At 71.9% G+C, this 15,564-nt stretch carries 12 protein-coding genes; 8 read left to right on the top strand and 4 right to left on the bottom strand.

Annotated elements, in window-relative coordinates; translation table 11 throughout:
• Positions 1-62 precede the first annotated feature (62 nt).
• From VKA29_RS02445 to VKA29_RS02430, 4 genes are all read left to right on the top strand, one after another.
• A complete protein-coding gene (locus VKA29_RS02445) occupies positions 63-3,212 on the top strand; it encodes a sacsin N-terminal ATP-binding-like domain-containing protein (protein WP_324783440.1) in 3,150 nt (1,049 codons plus the stop codon).
• Between the two features lie 195 nt (positions 3,213-3,407).
• The gene (locus tag VKA29_RS02440) at positions 3,408-4,166 is read left to right on the top strand and encodes a calcium-binding protein (protein WP_324783439.1); all 759 of its coding nucleotides are present in this window, start codon (positions 3,408-3,410) and stop codon (positions 4,164-4,166) included.
• 84 nt (positions 4,167-4,250) lie between these two features.
• Positions 4,251-5,162 carry a DUF5707 domain-containing protein gene (locus VKA29_RS02435; RefSeq protein ID WP_324783438.1) on the top strand — a complete coding sequence of 304 codons (912 nt, stop codon included), beginning with the start codon at positions 4,251-4,253 and terminating at the stop codon, positions 5,160-5,162.
• Positions 5,163-5,372: 210 nt separating this feature from the next.
• On the top strand, positions 5,373-6,245 hold the full coding sequence (locus VKA29_RS02430) for a hypothetical protein (RefSeq protein ID WP_324783437.1): 873 nt from the start codon (positions 5,373-5,375) through the stop codon (positions 6,243-6,245).
• Between the two features lie 73 nt (positions 6,246-6,318).
• On the opposite strand, the gene VKA29_RS02425 is transcribed toward VKA29_RS02430, so the two are convergent.
• Together VKA29_RS02425 and VKA29_RS02420 are read right to left on the bottom strand one after the other, a co-directional pair.
• A complete protein-coding gene (locus VKA29_RS02425) occupies positions 6,319-8,715 on the bottom strand; it encodes an HAD-IC family P-type ATPase (RefSeq protein WP_324783436.1) in 2,397 nt (798 codons plus the stop codon).
• Between the two features lie 256 nt (positions 8,716-8,971).
• On the bottom strand, positions 8,972-9,310 hold the full coding sequence (locus VKA29_RS02420; protein WP_324783435.1) for a DUF2530 domain-containing protein: 339 nt from the start codon (positions 9,308-9,310) through the stop codon (positions 8,972-8,974).
• A gap of 122 nt (positions 9,311-9,432) precedes the next feature.
• Between VKA29_RS02420 and VKA29_RS02415 the strand changes: the two genes are divergently transcribed.
• Positions 9,433-10,884, top strand: a complete 1,452-nt coding sequence (locus VKA29_RS02415) for an NCS2 family permease (RefSeq protein ID WP_324783434.1) — start codon at positions 9,433-9,435, stop codon at positions 10,882-10,884.
• 73 nt (positions 10,885-10,957) lie between these two features.
• Here the strand turns inward: VKA29_RS02415 and VKA29_RS02410 are convergent, their stop codons facing one another.
• Positions 10,958-11,140, bottom strand: coding sequence for a ribbon-helix-helix protein, CopG family (locus tag VKA29_RS02410; RefSeq protein WP_324783433.1), 183 nt, complete (start codon positions 11,138-11,140; stop codon positions 10,958-10,960).
• Positions 11,141-11,294: 154 nt separating this feature from the next.
• On the opposite strand from VKA29_RS02410, the gene VKA29_RS02405 reads away from it, so the two are divergent.
• From VKA29_RS02405 to thpR, 3 genes are all read left to right on the top strand, one after another.
• Entirely contained in the window at positions 11,295-11,732 is a 438-nt protein-coding gene (locus VKA29_RS02405; protein ID WP_324783432.1) for a MarR family transcriptional regulator, read from the top strand.
• 27 nt (positions 11,733-11,759) lie between these two features.
• Complete coding sequence (locus VKA29_RS02400; protein ID WP_324783431.1) at positions 11,760-13,115, top strand: MFS transporter; 1,356 nt, start codon at positions 11,760-11,762, stop codon at positions 13,113-13,115.
• A 272-nt stretch (positions 13,116-13,387) separates the two neighbouring features.
• Positions 13,388-13,960 carry an RNA 2',3'-cyclic phosphodiesterase gene (gene thpR, locus VKA29_RS02395; RefSeq protein WP_324783430.1) on the top strand — a complete coding sequence of 191 codons (573 nt, stop codon included), beginning with the start codon at positions 13,388-13,390 and terminating at the stop codon, positions 13,958-13,960.
• 131 nt (positions 13,961-14,091) lie between these two features.
• On the opposite strand, the gene VKA29_RS02390 is transcribed toward thpR, so the two are convergent.
• The gene (locus VKA29_RS02390) at positions 14,092-15,399 is read right to left on the bottom strand and encodes a DUF1254 domain-containing protein (protein WP_324783429.1); all 1,308 of its coding nucleotides are present in this window, start codon (positions 15,397-15,399) and stop codon (positions 14,092-14,094) included.
• Positions 15,400-15,564 lie beyond the last annotated feature (165 nt).

Raw genomic sequence — 15,564 nt, 5'->3', positions numbered from 1 at the left:
GGCGGCGCGTTCGTGCTCCGTGGGCGGTACCTTCGGGGTCACGCCGACGATGGAGAGTGAACGTGAGCAAGTTCGTGCGGCCGGCGGCCGAGGGGGCCGATCCGTTCGGTACGGCCCGTCTGCGCCGCGGTGTACTCGACGCCTGGGCCACCAGCCCCGCCCGGTTCCGCGAGGACGCCAACGCCGAGGAGGAACTGGTCCTCGGCGGCTACCGGGACCGGCTCGTGGTCGAGCTCGCCCAGAACGCCGCCGACGCCGCCGCCCGGGCCGGCGTGCCCGGCCGGCTGCGCCTCACCCTCCGCGACGGCGTCCTCGCCGCCGCCAACACCGGCGCCCCGCTCGACGCGGCCGGCGTCGAGTCGCTGGCCACGCTGCGCGCCTCCGCCAAGCGGGACACCCCGTCGGTCGGCCGGTTCGGCGTCGGCTTCGCGGCCGTCCTCGCCGTGACGGACGAACCCGCGGTCCTCGGCCGCCACGGCGGGGTGCGCTGGTCCCTCGCCGAGGCCCGCGACCTGGCCCAGGACGTCGCGCGCCACAGCCCCGGGCTCGGGGACGAGATCCGGCGCCGGGACGGCCACGTGCCGCTGCTGCGGCTCCCGTTCGCCGCCGAGGGCAGCGCACCCGGCCCGTACGACACCGTCGTCGTCCTGCCGCTGCGCGACGCGGCCGCCGCCGCCCTCGCCGAGCGCCTGCTGGAGGCCGTGGACGACGCCCTGCTGCTCGCCCTGCCCGGCCTGGCGGAGGTCGTCGTCGAGACGGACGACACCGTGCGCACCCTGAGCCGGACCGACGACGGCCCGTTCACCGTCGTCGAGGACTCCGTGCACGGCACGACCCGCTGGCGCACCGCCGTCGCGCACGGCCCGCTCACCCCCGACCTGCTCGCCGACCGCCCCGTCGAGGAGCGCCTGCGCCCCCACTGGTCGGTCACCTGGGCCGTCCCGGCCGACTCCGACGGCGCGCCGGCCCGCCCGCGCACCGCGCCCGTGGTGCACGCGCCCACCCCCAGCGACGAGCCGCTCGGCGTCCCCGCCCTGCTCATCGCCTCCTTCCCGCTGGACAGCACCCGCCGGCACGCGGCCCCCGGCCCGCTGACCGACTTCCTGGTGCAGCGCGCGGCGGACGCCTACGCCGGGCTCCTCGCCGAGTGGCGCCCGGTCGGCGAGGGCGTCATCGGGCTGGTGCCCGGCCCGCTGGGCAAGGGCGAGCTGGACGGGGCGCTGCGCGCGGCGATCCTCGAACGGCTCCCGCGCACCGCCTTCCTGCCGCCCGCCGCGCCGCCCGCCGAGGACCACGAACCCGAGCTGCCGGAGGCCCTGCGCCCGCGGGACGCCGAGGTCGTCGAGGGCGCCGGCGGCGACACCGTGCGGGTGCTCGCCGAGGTGCTGCCGACGCTGCTGCCCGCCGGTCTTGAGCGGCGCGTGGAACTGCGCACGCTGGGCGTGGCGAGGGTGCCCCTGACCGACGCCGTCGACCGGCTGGCGGGACTGGAGAAGGAGCCCGGCTGGTGGTGGCGGCTGTACGACAGCCTGGCCGGCGTCGACCCGGACCGGCTCTCCGGTCTCCCCGTGCCGCTGGCTGGGGGCACCTCCCAGACGTCTGGGACTGGGGGAGGGCGTACGACGATCGGGCCCCGGCAGGTGCTGCTGCCCGTCCCGGACGGCGCCGGCATCGACCCGGAGATGCTGGCCCGGCTCGGCCTGAAGATCGCCCACCCGGACGCCGCGCACCCCCTGCTGGAGAAGCTCGGCGCGCTGCCCGCGACGCCGCGCGCGGTGCTCACCACGCCCCAGGTGCGGGCCGCCGTGGCCGCCTCCCTCGACGACGAGGGCGCGCTGGACTGGGAGCGGGACGCGCCCGACGCGGAGGAACTGGCCGACCTCGTCCTGGCGCTGGTGCGGGACGCGGGCCTGCTCCCCGGCGACGAGCCCTGGCTCGGCGCCCTCGCGCTGCCCGACGAGGACGGCGAACTCGCCCCCGCCGGTGAACTCGTGCTCCCCGGCAGCCCCTTCGCCCAGGTGGTCCGCGAGGGCGAAGTGGCCTCCGTGGACGCCGAACTGGCCGAGAAGTGGGGCGAGCAGCCACTCGCCGCCTGCGGGGTGCTCGCCGACTTCGCGCTGGTCCGCGCCACGGACGTGGTCCTCGACCCGGACGAACTGGAGCCCCGTGAAGGGGACTACGCCGAGCCCGACGACGCCGGGCTGCTGGACGCCGTCGACGTGTGGTGCGAGGACGTCCTCGACCGCTTCCCCGACTCGCCCGTGCCCCCGGTCGCCACGGAGCTGGTCGCCGTGCGTGACCTGGAACTGGTGGACGACGACCGGTGGCCGCAGGCGCTCGCCCTGCTGTCCCGGCCGCCGCTGCGCGACGCGATCGTCCAGCCGGTGCGCGTCCTGCTGCCGGACGGCACGCACGAGGTCGTACGGCCGTACACGGCCTGGTGGCTGCGCGGGCACCCGGTGATCGACGGGCGGCGGCCCGCCGGGCTGCTCGCGGCCGGCGGCGACCCGCTGCTGCGCGGGCTGTACGACGAGGCCGACGCGACCGGCTTCGACGACGAGCAGGTGCTGCGGGCGCTCGGCGTACGGACGTCGGTGGCCGCGCTGCTGGCCGAGCCGGGCGGCGCCGCCGAACTGCTGGACCGGCTCGCCGACCCGGACCGCGAGGTCACCGGCGCCCAACTGCACGCGCTCTACGGCGAGCTGGCCGAGCTCGATCCGGAACAGGTGACTCTGCCGGACGAGTTGCGGGCCGTCGTCGACGGACGGGTGGAGGTGGTGGACGCCGCCGACGCCGTGGTCTGCGACTCGCCCGACCTGCTGCCCTTCACGCAGGGCGTCCCGCTGCTGCCGGTACGGCCGGCGCGGGCGGCCGAACTGGCCGAGCTGTTCCAGGTGCGGCGGCTGAGCGAGTCGGTGACCGGCGAGGTCGACTCCGAGGGCGCCGAGCACGACGTGCCGGAGGCGGTGCGGGTGCTGCTCGGGGCGCGGACGCCCGAGACGTACGTCGAGCACGACGGACTCGTGGTCGACGGGGTCGAGTTGGACTGGCGGCTGACCAGCGACGGCGTCCTGCACGCCGCGACGCTGGAAGGCGTCGCCGCCGGCCTCGCCTGGGCCGCCGGACAGTGGCCGCGCCGTTTCGAGGTCGCGGCCCTGCTGGAGGACCCGTCACGCACGGAGGAGCTGGCCCGGGACCGGTGGTTCGACTGACCGCGGGGAGCCACGGCGTGACCGTCTCCAAACTTTCTGAGCAATTTCTACTCTTGCCGTACAACCTTTTCCGCCGGTCCCCTGTCTGATCATGCGAGCCAACAGGCTCGACGATCGCTTGGGCCCCGGCGGGACGACGCGCCGTGGGGGACGTACCACCGTCGGGGCCCTTTTTTCTTCACCAACGGGGATCGCATGCGCACACGAGCCATCGGAGCAGGCGTCTTGGGCGCCCTCGCTCTTTCCGCCGTCGCCGTGCCGGCCGCGCAGGCCGACGGCGGCACCGGCGACACCACGATCACCAAGGTCGTCGTCGACGGCGACAACAAGGTGTCCGTGGGTACGTCCGCCGTGAAGACCATCAAGGTCAGCGTCACGGCCCGGGACGACTCCGGCATAGACAGCGCCGAGTCCTTCTCGCTCGCGGGGCCCGACTACGGGTTCCTCACCACCGGCACGCCGACCTGCACGGCGGTCAGCTCCACCACCTCGACCTGCACCGCCTCGGTGACGGTCGACCCGAAGGTGGACTACCTCAGCAACGCCAGTGCCGGAACCTGGTACGTCGACGCGTTCGTCACCGCCAACGACTACGACTACATCTGGTCGCAGAAGGCCGGGTCCTTCAAGTTCCAGCGCGCCGCGCAGTTGACGGTCAATGCCTCGCCGGAGCCGGTGAAGAAGGGCAAGGCGATCACGGTCACGGGCAAGCTGTCCCGGGCCAACTGGGAGACCCTCAAGTACGCCGGTTACGCCGGGCAGTCGGTGAAGCTGCAGTACCGCAAGAAGGGCACCAGCACCTACACCACGCTGAAGACCGTCACGTCCAGCTCCACGGGCGGCCTGAGCACCACCGTCACCGCCTCGGCCGACGGCTACTACCGCTACTCCTTCGCCGGCACCTCGACCACCGCGGCGGTCAGCGCCACGGGCGACTACATCGACGTGCAGTAGGAAGCGGCCCGTACTCCCTTTCCCATCCGCCGGGTCCCCGCAGACGCCGGGACCGGGCATCCCACTTTCCACCCGAGGAAACACATGCGTATTCGCGCCACCACGGCCGCCGTCTCCGGCGCCCTGGCCCTGTCCGCCCTCGCCGCGCCGGCCGCCCTGGCCGCCGACGCCCCCAAGGTTCCGGCGGGTGTCGCCGCCGCCTCCAAGACCGCGCACTCCACCTCCGGCAAGAGCGCCTTCAGCGCCGCCGCGGCCGGCACCCCGTACGTCCTCGACGCCTCCTTCTCGAACGTCAAGGTCAACAAGGGCAAGAACGTCGTCGTCGGCATCAGCAGCGTCGTCAAGGTGCCGGTGTCCTTCACCCTGACCCACGCCGTGGACGTCAACATCCACGCCGCCGACTTCGTCTCCGCCATCGAGCTGTACCGGGGCACGTCCTTCAAGGACCCGATCTGGTTCTTCGACAGCGACAACGCGGCCTGCACGGACACCTCCGCCACCACCGCCTCCTGCACCGCCACCGTCGAGGTCGACCCGGCGGATCTGCTGAACGAGGACGCGGGCTCCTGGAAGGCGGCCGGCTTCGCGGTCGCGTTCAACGGCGAGGACCAGGAGAACCCGAACCTGGACAACGTCGGCGTCGCCGTCACCGACCCGGTCGCGGCCTTCAAGCTGCAGCGCTTCTCCAAGCTGACGGTCAACGCCTCCCCGGAGCCGGTGAAGAAGGGCAAGACCATCACGGTCACCGGCAGCCTGACCCGCGCCAACTGGGACGCCACCAAGTACTCGGGTTACGCCAACCAGTACGTGAAGCTGCAGTACCGCAAGAAGACCTCCAGCACCTACACCACGCTGAAGACCATCAAGTCCAGCTCCACGGGCTACCTGAAGACGACGACCACGGCGACGGCCGACGGTTACTACCGCTACAGCTTCGCGGGCACCACCACCACCCCGGCGGTCAGCGCCACGGGTGACTACATCGACGTGCAGTAAGCGCCGGCACGACCCGAGAGGCGGCCGCACCCGGACGGGGACCCCGGGGGCGGCCGCCTTTTCGCGTTCCGCAAGAGATCAAGGGCCCGGCAACGGCTTCGTCATGCCGTCCCCAAATCCGCGCGGGAGCTACAACCCGTCCGGGGTGCCGCGTATCTGATCAGGCGAGTCAAGAGACTCCGAGATCACTTCTCCCACTTGGGGAACGCAATGCGCATACGTGCCACCGTGGCCGCCGTCTCCGGCGCCCTGGCCCTCACCGCCTTCGCCGCTCCGGCCTCGCACGCCGCCGACTCCGTCAGCTACCGGACGGAAGCCGCGAAGATCCTCGCCGCGCACTCCGGCAAGACGGCGTTCGGCACCGCCGCCGGCAGCACCACCGCGGACCTGGGTGTCACCTTCTCCAACCTCAAGATCGCCAAGAAGGTCAAGGTCGGCGCCGCCAACCACGTCTCCACGACGGTCACCTACACGATGACCCACGGCGCGAACTACGACCTCTCGTCGGCCGACTTCGACAACGGCCCGTTCATCTACCGGGGTTCGCTCGCCACCCCCGAAGTCATGCTCGGCGGCGACGCCCCCGCCACCTGCACGGCCGTCACCGCCACCACCGCCACCTGCTCGGGCAAGATCGACATCTACCCGTCCGACGGCATCCTGCTGAACTCCGACGCGGGCACCTGGTCGGCCGGCGCGCTCGCCCTCCAGTACAGCACCGGGGACTCGTCCAAGCAGGGCGGCCTGGGCACCACCCTCGTCCAGCGTGCCGCGACGCTGACCGTGAACGCCGGCCCGGAGCCCGTCTACAAGGGCAGGACGGTGACCTCCACGGGCAAGCTGTCCCGGGCCAACTGGGAGGACAACAAGTACCACGGCTTCGCCAACCAGCCGGTGAAGCTCCAGTTCCGCAAGGCCGGCACCACCACGTACACCACGCTCAAGACGGTCTACTCGGACTCGTACGGCAACGTGAAGGCCACCGCCACCGCCCAGTACGACGGCTACTGGCGCTTCAGCTTCGCGGGCACCACCACGACGTCGGCCGTCTCGGCGACCGCCGACTACGTCGACGTGAAGTAGCCCTCGGCCCTCCGGCCGGACCGCCTTCCGGCCGGACCGCCTTCCCGCCCAGCCTGGCCGGCCCACCGGACCGTCAGGCGGGGAAGCGGCGGCCCGCCCAGTTCCACAGTGCCTCCAGGGCGGCCGCCGCCACGACCGAGATGCCGACCGCGATCCACGGCAACTGCATGCCGACCAGTTTCAGCGCGAAGAAGTGCTGCAGCGACGGCACCGCCAGCACCAGCAGGAACGCCGCGGCCATCGAGAGGACCAGGGTCAGCCGCCACCAGGTCCAGGGGCGGGCGACGATCGCCAGCACCCACATGGAGATCAGGAACAGGGTGAGGGTCGCGACGCTGGTCTCGGCCTCCAGCGAGCCCGGCCCCGTGTAGTGGTGCCGGGCGATCAGGTACGTCGCGAAGGTCGCGGCCGCGGCCACCACCCCGCCGGGGATCGCGTACCGCATGACCCGGCGCACGAAGCGGGGCCGGGCCCGTTCCCGGTTGGGGGCCAGGGCGAGGAAGAACGCCGGGATGCCGATGGTCAGGGTGGACAGCAGGGTCAGGTGCCGGGGCAGGAACGGGTACTCGACCTGCCAGCACACCACCAGCAGGGCCAGCAGCACCGAGTAGACCGTCTTCACCAGGAACAGCGTGGCGACCCGGGTGATGTTGCCGATGACCCGCCGGCCCTCGGCGACCACCGACGGCAGTGTCGTGAAGCTGTTGTCCAGCAGCACGATCTGCGCCACCGCCCGGCTGGCCTCCGACCCGGAGCCCATGGCGACGCCGATGTCGGCGTCCTTCAGCGCCAGCACGTCGTTCACGCCGTCGCCGGTCATCGCCACCGTGTGCCCGCGGGACTGCAGGGCGCCCACCATGTCCCGCTTCTGCCGCGGGGTGACCCGCCCGAACACCGTGCCCTCGTCCAGGGCCCGCGCCATCGCCTCCCGCTCGGCGGGCAGCCCGCGGGCGTCCACGACGGTGCCGGTCAGGCCCAGTTTCGCGGCCACCGCGCCCACCGACACCGCGTTGTCGCCGGAGATGACCTTGGCGCGCACGTCCTCCTCGGCGAAGTAGCGCAGGGTGTCGGCCGCGTCCGGCCGCAGCCGCTGCTCCAGGACGACCAGGGCGGTGGGGCGGGCGGCCCGCACCGCCCCGGGATCGTCGAGGTCGCGGTCGGTGCGGGCGAGCAGCAGCACCCGCAGGCCCTGCTCGTTGAGCCGTCCGGTCTCGGCGAGGGCCGGGTCGTCGGCGTCCAGCAGGACGTCCGGCGCGCCGAGGAGCCAGGTGCTGCTCTGCCCGTCGCCCTCGCTGAAGGCGGCGCCGCTGTACTTGCGGGCGGAGGAGAAGGGGAGGGCCTGGGTGCAGCGCCAGTCCTCCACGTCGGGGAAGGCGTCGATGATCGCCTGGAGGGACGCGTTCGGGCGCGGGTCGGACTCGCCGAGCGCGCCGAGCACCTTGCGTACGTACGTCTCGTCGGCGCCCTGCAACGGCCGGAGCTCGGTGAGGTCCATGCCGCCCTCGGTGAGGGTGCCGGTCTTGTCGAGGCAGACGGTGTCGACGCGGGCCAGGCCCTCGATGGCGGGCAGCTCCTGCACGAGGCACTGTCTGCGGCCCAGCCGGATCACGCCGATCGCGAAGGCGACCGAGGTCAGCAGCACCAGCCCCTCCGGGACCATGGGCACGATGCCGCCGACCGTCCGCGCGACGGAGTCCTTGAAGCCGTGCTGCTTCACGACGAGCTGGCTGACGACCAGGCCGATCGCGGTCGGGATCATCATCCACGTCACGTACTTGAGGATCGTGGAGATGCCGGTGCGCAGCTCGGAGTGGACCAGGGTGAAGCGGGAGGCCTCCTCGGCGAGCTGGACGGCGTAGGCCTCGCGGCCCACCTTGGTCGCCTGGAAGGCGCCGCCGCCGGCGACCACGAAACTGCCGGACATGACCCGGTCGCCGGGTTTCTTCGGCACCGGGTCGGCCTCGCCGGTGAGCAGCGACTCGTCGATCTCCAGCCCGTCGGCCTCCACGCACACCCCGTCGACGACGGCCTTGTCGCCGGGCCCGATCTCGATCACGTCGTCCAGCACGATCCGCGAGGTGGCGATCTCGGCGGCGGCACCGTCCCGCCGTACCGTGGGCCGGGCCTCCCCGATCACGGCCAGGGAGTCCAGCGTCTTCTTCGCCCGCCATTCCTGGACGATGCCGATGCCGGTGTTGGCGAGGATGACGTAGCCGAAGAGGCTGTCCTGGAACGGCGCGACGAACAGCATGACCAGCCACAGCAGGCCGATGATCGCGTTGAACCGGGTGAAGACGTTGGCCCGGACTATCTCGCCCGGCGACCGGCTGCTGCGCACCGGGACGTCGTTGACCTGCCCCCGTGCGACCCGTTCGGCGACTTCCGCCGCGCTCAGTCCGCGGACCGCCGGCGCGCCGGCCGCGGGGGGACCGGCCGCGCCGGACCCGGCGCCCGCGTCGAGGTGCGTCATGTCTTCGACGGTACGTGCGCGCGTACGGCTTCACCCGCCGAGTGAGGGGAAGTTCCGACCTGGGGAGGACGTCGGGTAGTGCCCAGGTTGTACGGCCTGGTCGCAGGGCTCGGCCGCACGGGGCCCGGTCGTAGGGCCTGGTCGCACGGGGGCTGGTCGTACGGCGCCTGGTCGTACGGCCTGGTCGTACGGCGCCGGGCCGGCGCCGGGATGAAGGGGTATTACGGACGGCAGGGGTGTCACGGACGGCAGGGCCTCAAGCCGTCGTCGTGCCCTTCCCGGCCGCGTCCCGGCCGGCCGCCGCGTTCTTCCCGGCCGAGTCCTTCCCGGCCGTGTCCCGATCCGCCGCGGCCCGCTTGATCGCGGCGTCGCGCTTGCGGACGTACCAGATGCCGATCAGGCCCAGGCCGCCGCCGGCCAGGCAGGTCCACAGCCACCAGGTGTGGCCGTGGTCGGCGAACCAGCCGTAGAAGGGGAGCTGGACCAGGAAGAGGACGAACCAGACGATCGTGCCACCGGTGACGGTGGCGACCACGGGCCCCTCCAGGGGCTCCGGCGCCTCGTGCTGGAAGGTTCCCGAGAAAAGACCGGCCATGGGGACAGCTTACGGCGGCTTCGTGGACGATCAGGTCTACGCGCGGAGATGGCGTTTACCGGAATCATATGTTCATACTGAAACGGTTTACGCTTGTCCACTTCTGCTCGTAGGAACATCCAATGTCCACCTCGGCCCCCGCCAAGGTCCCCGCCCCCGGAGAGCCGGGGCAGTCGCCCGCCACCGGAGCGCTCGACCGCTACTTCAAGATCACCGAGCGCGGCAGCACGTTCGCCCGCGAGGTCCGCGGCGGCTTCGCCACCTTCTTCGCGATGGCGTACATCATCGTGCTGAACCCGATCATCCTCAGCAGCGCGAAGGACATGTACGGGCACCACCTGGACAACGGCCAGCTGGTCACCGCGACCGCCGTGACGGCGGCGTTCACCACCCTGCTCATGGGTGTGATCGGCAACGTCCCGATCGCGCTGGCCGCCGGCCTCGGCGTGAACTCCGTCGTCGCGCTCCAGCTCGCTCCGCGGATGTCCTGGCCGGACGCGATGGGCATGGTCGTGCTGGCGGGCTTCGTGGTGATGCTGCTGGTCGCCACCGGTCTGCGGGAGCGCGTGATGAACGCGGTGCCCTACGGGCTGCGCAAGGCGATCTCCATCGGCATCGGCCTGTTCATCATGCTGATCGGCCTGGTCGACTCCGGCTTCGTCTCCCGTATCCCGGACGCCGCCCAGACCACCGTCCCCGTGCAGCTCGGCGGCGACGGCCACCTCAACGGCTGGCCGGTGCTGATCTTCATCCTGGGCGCGCTGCTCACCCTCGCGCTCATCGTCCGCCGGGTCTCCGGCGCGATCCTGATCTCGATCGTCACGATGACCGTCCTCGCGGTGATCGTCGACGCGGTCGCCACCGTGCCCAGTTGGGGCCTGACCGCCCCGAAGTGGCCGGGCAACCCGGTCGCCACGCCCGACTTCGGCCTGATCGGCCAGGTCAGCCTGTTCGGCGGCTTCGGCAAGGTCGGCGTGCTGACCGGCGTGCTGTTCGTCTTCACCGTGCTGCTGTCGTGCTTCTTCGACGCGATGGGCACGATCATGGGCGTCGGCGACGAGGCGAAGCTGACCAACGCCCAGGGCGAGATGCCCGGCATCAACAAGGTCCTGTTCGTCGATGGCCTCGCGGTCGCCGCGGGCGGCGCCAGCTCCTCCTCGGCCACCACCGCCTTCGTGGAGTCCACGGCCGGCGTCGGCGAGGGCGCGCGCACCGGCTTCGCGAACGTCGTCACCGGCGCGCTGTTCGCCGTGGCCCTCTTCCTCACCCCCGTCGCCACGATGGTGCCGTCGCAGGCGGCCACCCCGGCCCTGCTCGCGGTCGGCTTCCTGATCCTGGCGGGTTCGGTCCGGGAGATCGACTGGGCCGACCACACGATCGCCATCCCGGCCTTCGTGACCATGGTGATGATGCCGTTCACCTACTCGATCACCAACGGCATCGGCATGGGCTTCATCACGTTCGTGCTGCTGCGCCTGGTGGCCGGACGGGGGCGGGAGGTGCCGGCGCCGATGTACGTCGTCGCCGCGGTGTTCGGCTTCTACTACCTGATGCCCGCGCTCGGCCTGACCTGAGCCGCGCTCGCCGTCACCTGAGCCGCGCCCGGCGGCCTGCCCTGAGCCGCGCCCGGCCTGCCCCGAGCCGCGCTCAGGTGACCCCGTAGAACTTCTCCGTCTCCTCGACGGCGGTCTGGAACCGCTCGTCGAAGTCGTCGCGAATGAGCGTCCGGACCACGTAGTCCTGGACGCTCATTCCTCTTCTGGCGGCATGCTGCCGGAGCCGCTCGAGCAGCTCTGCGTCGATGCGCAGGCTGAGCACGCTGGTCTCCATGACGCAAAGGGTCGCGGCAGAGACCGGCGACGCGTGCCGCGTTCGGCGTCCTGCCACCCGAACGAGTGGCGCATATGGCACAGTGGCCGGAATCACGGCAGTCCTCCGTCCCCCCAATGGTCTTTAGTCAGAGTAATGAGTTAGGCTAAAGAACATGCCGGACCTAAGCCATGGCGACGACGCTGCCGCTGTGAACTCCCTTCGATCAGCCGTCATGCGGCTGTCCCGTCGGCTCAAGCACCAGCGGGTCGACGAGTCGTTGAGCCCCACCGAGATGTCGGTGCTGGGCACCCTGTCCACCTGCGGCAGCGCCACGCCGGGCGAACTCGCCCGCAAGGAGCACGTGCAGCCGCCGTCGATGACCCGCATCGTCGCGCTGCTCGAGGCCAAGGGGCTGGTCAGCCTGGAGCCGCACCCCGAGGACCGGCGCCAGAAGGTCGTGACCAAGACCGAGCAGGCCGAGGCGATGCTCGAGGAGAGCCGCCGCAAGCGCAACGCGTTCCTGGCCAACCTGGTCGAGGCTCTCGACGAGGACGAGTGGGCCGCACTGCGCGCCGCCGCGCCCGTGCTGGAGAAGCTCGCGCACCTGTAATCAGCAGTCTCAAGGAGGCGAACCCTTTTGAGTACGGGACCCGGAGCAGATTCCGTCCCCGCACCGACCACCCCCGACTCCCCGCCCGTCCCCGAGCGCCGCTCCACGATGTTCAGCTCCCTGAAGATCCGGAACTACCGCCTGTTCTTCATCGGACAGGTCGTCTCGAACATCGGCACCTGGATGCAGCGCATCGCCCAGGACTGGCTGGTCCTCAGCCTCACCGGCTCCGCCACCGCCGTCGGCGTCACGACGGCCCTTCAGTTCCTGCCGATGCTGCTGTTCGGCCTGTACGGCGGCGTCCTCGTCGACCGTCTGCCCAAGCGCCGCGCCCTGCTCGTCACGCAGTCCGCGATGGCCGTCACCGGCATCGTGCTGGCCCTGCTGACCCTGACCGGTCACGTGCAGGTGTGGCACGTGTACGTGGCCGCCTGCGCCGTCGGCCTCGCCACGGTCGTCGACAACCCGGCCCGCCAGTCCTTCGTCTCCGAGATGGTCGGCCCGGACCAGCTGCAGAACGCGGTCAGCCTCAACTCCGCGAACTTCCAGTCCGCCCGCCTCGTCGGCCCCGCCGTCGCCGGACTGATGATCACCGGCGTGGGCACCGGCTGGGCGTTCCTGTTCAACGGCCTGTCCTACGTGGCCCCGATCGCCGGTCTGCTGCTGATGCGCGCGCGTGAGCTGCACGTCGTCGAGCGCGCCCCGCGCGGCAAGGGCCAGCTACGGGAGGGTCTGCACTACGTGGCCGGCCGACCCGACCTGATCTGGACCATCGTCCTGGTCGGGTTCATCGGCACCTTCGGCTTCAACTTCCCCGTCTACCTCTCCGCCTTCGCCGACGACGTCTTCCACGCCGGCGCGGGCTCCTACAGCCTGTTCAACACGCTGATGGCGATCGGCTCGCTGGCCGGCGCCCTGCTCGCCGCCCGCCGCGGCACCGCCCGGATGCGGGTGCTGATCGCGGCGGCGGTGGCCTTCGGCACCATGGAGCTGGTGGCCGCGGCGGCGCCGTCCCTGTGGCTGTTCGCCCTGCTCATGGCCCCGATCGGGATGTTCGGCATGACGGTCAACGTCACCGCCAATTCCAGCATCCAGCTCACCACCGACCCGGCCATGCGCGGCCGCGTCATGGCGCTCTACATGATGGTCTTCCTGGGCGGCACGCCGGTGGGTGCGCCGATCGCCGGCTGGATCACCGACACCTACGGCGTCCGGGCTGGCCTCGCCGTCGGCGGCGTGATCGCGGCGGCCGCGGCGGCCGGGATCGGCCTGGTGCTGGCCCGCATCGGCAACCTGCGGCTGTCCATGGACTGGCACCGCGGCCACCCGCGCCTGGGCCTGGTGCCCCGTGAGCAGCGGGAGGAACTGGCCCGGGCCGCGTGAGACTCCGCCGGGGCGGTGTCCGGCCGGAAGCGTGAGACCCGGTCGGGCACGGCGTCCGGCCGGGGCGCGCAGGGTGTGGGGCATGGTGTCCGGCTGCGTGCGCGCAGGGTGTGGGGCATGGTGTCCGGCTGCGTGCGTGCAGGGCGTCGGGCATGGTGTCCGGCTGCGTGCATGGCGTGGGGCATGGTGTCCGGTTGGGGGCGTGCAGCGTGTGGGGCATGGTGTCCGGCCGGGGCGTGAGACCTGCCGGGGGCGGTGTCAGGCTGGACGGTATGAGACTCTTCACCGCCGTGGTGCCCCCGGACGAGGTCGCCGGTGAACTCGCCTCGCAGGTCGCCGCCCTGAAGGAGCTGCCCGGCGCGGACGGCCTGCGCTGGACCGGCCGGGCCGCCTGGCACTTCACCCTCGCGTTCTACGGGGAGGTCGGCGAGGACCTCGTCCCCGCCCTGTCGGCGCGGCTGGAACGCGCGGCCCACCGCACCGGCCCGTTCCCGCTGGCGCTGCACGGCGGCGGCCAGTTCGGGCGCGGGCGCGCCCTGTGGACCGGCGCCGCGGGCGACCTCGACGCCCTGCGCGTGCTGGCCGGCCGTACCCAGGCCGCGGCGCGCAAGGCGGGCCTGCCGATGGAGGAGCACCGCCACTACAAGGCCCACCTGACGGTGGCCCGCGGCCGGGAGACGGTCGACGTGCGGCCCTACGTGGCTGCCCTGCGCGGGTTCACCAGCCGCACCTGGACGGTGGCGGAGCTGGCGCTGGTGCGCAGCAACCTGCCCCGGTCCGGCGTGCCGGGCGAACAGCCGCGGTACGAGGCGGTCGCCTGCTGGCCGCTCGGCGGAGCCGGTTAGGCTCGTCGCGTGGACCCGAAGACCCGGAACCGGATCATGGCCGGTGCGCTCGTACTCCTGCTCGTCGTGGTGGCCGTCGCGGCGGCCGTCAGGTAGGGGCGCGGGGAGCCGTGCGGCTCCCCGCGCCTCCCTCACGCCTTGGTGACCGCCGGCGGGTTCCACGTCCCGTCGAGCACTTCGGGCTTCGGCGCGTAGATGCGCATGGTGATTCCCAGCGGGCCGGCCGGGGCGGGCAGCCAGTTGGCTTCCCGGTCCGGGCCGGGGTTGTGCTGCGATATGTAGATGGTGAGCGAGCCGTCCTGCTCGTCGGGGACCATCTGATCGCGGTCGCCCAGGGCGAAGCGGTCGATCTCGTTCGCGACCTGGTAGCCCTCGGCGTCGTACATGGTGACCGACCAGAAGGCGCCGGCGGGCGGCATCGCGTCGGCCTCGAACCGCAGGAGGTAGTCGTGGGCGCCGTCGACGGGCTCGTGGTCGGCATCCGCGGTCAGGACGGGGTACACGGCGTCCTCGGGCGGATTGGCGCCGAGCCCGCCCGCGGCGACCAAGGCACGCTTGAAGTAGCTGTTTCCGTAGACGCCCATGGTGTCGAGGGAGGTCCGCCAGCCGTTGGCCTCGGCTCCGAAGCCCGTCATCGACCCCAGGATCTCCGCACGGGCCTCCTGCGCGCCGGCCTCGATCTCGGCGAGTTCGGCCTCGGTGAACCGGCTGGGATCGAACTCCTGGCCCGGCACGATGCCCAGGTGTGCCGTCCGGGCCAGCGCGGAGAAGTCCGCGGCGTGCGGCGGGTTGACCGCCAGCGCCTCGGCGGCCTTGGTGAAGAAGTCGACCGCGCTGTACCCGTTCACCAGGTCGAGCGCGTCGGCGTCGACGTCGATGGTGTCGTCGAGCTCGTAGCCGCGGGGAGGCACCGCGGTCAGGGTGTAGCCGTCCTGGACCTTCCAGACGGCTTCGTAGTCGGCCGGGCCGTTGGTCTGCGTCCTGCCGATGACCCACACGTAGGGCGTGGGCGCCCGCAGCACCGTCAGCCCGGCCTGGGGGGTGTCGTCGTAGTCGGGTCCGACGATGAGGTAGTCCTGGTCCCCGGTCCCGGTGGTGCGCTTGCCGATGGTGGCGAACACGTCGGTCCACATGTCCATCAGCGGGAGCATGAAGTACCGGTCGGCGGTGTCGGTCACGTGCAGTTCCACCGGGCCGCCGGTCAGGTCCAGCCAGGCGTTGGAGTACAGCGTGTCGAAGTTCGGCCGCACCACCGCGCGGAAATCGGCCGACGGGAACTCCCGCATGTGCTGGAACTCGTTCGGCGGGCCGTAGCCCGGCCGCTGCGCGGCCGGCGGCGAGGTGCCCTGGCGGCGCGTGACGTCCATCATGACCAGCGGATAGAGGTAGGTGTACGCCTCACGGGCCAAGGTCCGCGGATCAGCCGACAGCATGCTCATGCCTCTTCCCCTCCATAGAGTGATGACCTGCTCACGGTGAGTCGGGCGCAGTCTGTCGTCCGGCGATCGACTGCGCCAGGGCGCCTCCGCGAAACCGGCCACCCCTCGCGCGGACGCACCGAGCCGTGCGACCGCCGTCCCCCGTGCCAGGAGGAGGCGCGGTCA

The organism is Streptomyces sp. H51, from assembly GCF_035656535.1.
GTDB lineage: Bacteria > Actinomycetota > Actinomycetes > Streptomycetales > Streptomycetaceae > Streptomyces.
The sequence above is the reverse complement of the archived record's forward strand: the minus strand, read 5'-3'. Positions and strand labels throughout refer to the sequence as shown.

Excerpts from the sequence above, each read along its gene's own strand:
- VKA29_RS02440 (WP_324783439.1), top strand. The coding sequence starts at position 3,408 with ATGCGCACACGAGCCATCGGAGCAGGCGTCTTGGGCGCCCTCGCTCTT.
- VKA29_RS02435 (WP_324783438.1), top strand. The coding sequence starts at position 4,251 with ATGCGTATTCGCGCCACCACGGCCGCCGTCTCCGGCGCCCTGGCCCTG.
- VKA29_RS02430 (WP_324783437.1), top strand. The coding sequence starts at position 5,373 with ATGCGCATACGTGCCACCGTGGCCGCCGTCTCCGGCGCCCTGGCCCTC.
- VKA29_RS02425 (WP_324783436.1), bottom strand. The coding sequence starts at position 8,715 with ATGACGCACCTCGACGCGGGCGCCGGGTCCGGCGCGGCCGGTCCCCCC.
- VKA29_RS02420 (WP_324783435.1), bottom strand. The coding sequence starts at position 9,310 with ATGGCCGGTCTTTTCTCGGGAACCTTCCAGCACGAGGCGCCGGAGCCC.
- VKA29_RS02415 (WP_324783434.1), top strand. The coding sequence starts at position 9,433 with ATGTCCACCTCGGCCCCCGCCAAGGTCCCCGCCCCCGGAGAGCCGGGG.
- VKA29_RS02410 (WP_324783433.1), bottom strand. The coding sequence starts at position 11,140 with ATGGAGACCAGCGTGCTCAGCCTGCGCATCGACGCAGAGCTGCTCGAG.
- VKA29_RS02405 (WP_324783432.1), top strand. The coding sequence starts at position 11,295 with ATGCCGGACCTAAGCCATGGCGACGACGCTGCCGCTGTGAACTCCCTT.
- thpR (WP_324783430.1), top strand. The coding sequence starts at position 13,388 with ATGAGACTCTTCACCGCCGTGGTGCCCCCGGACGAGGTCGCCGGTGAA.
- VKA29_RS02390 (WP_324783429.1), bottom strand. The coding sequence starts at position 15,399 with ATGAGCATGCTGTCGGCTGATCCGCGGACCTTGGCCCGTGAGGCGTAC.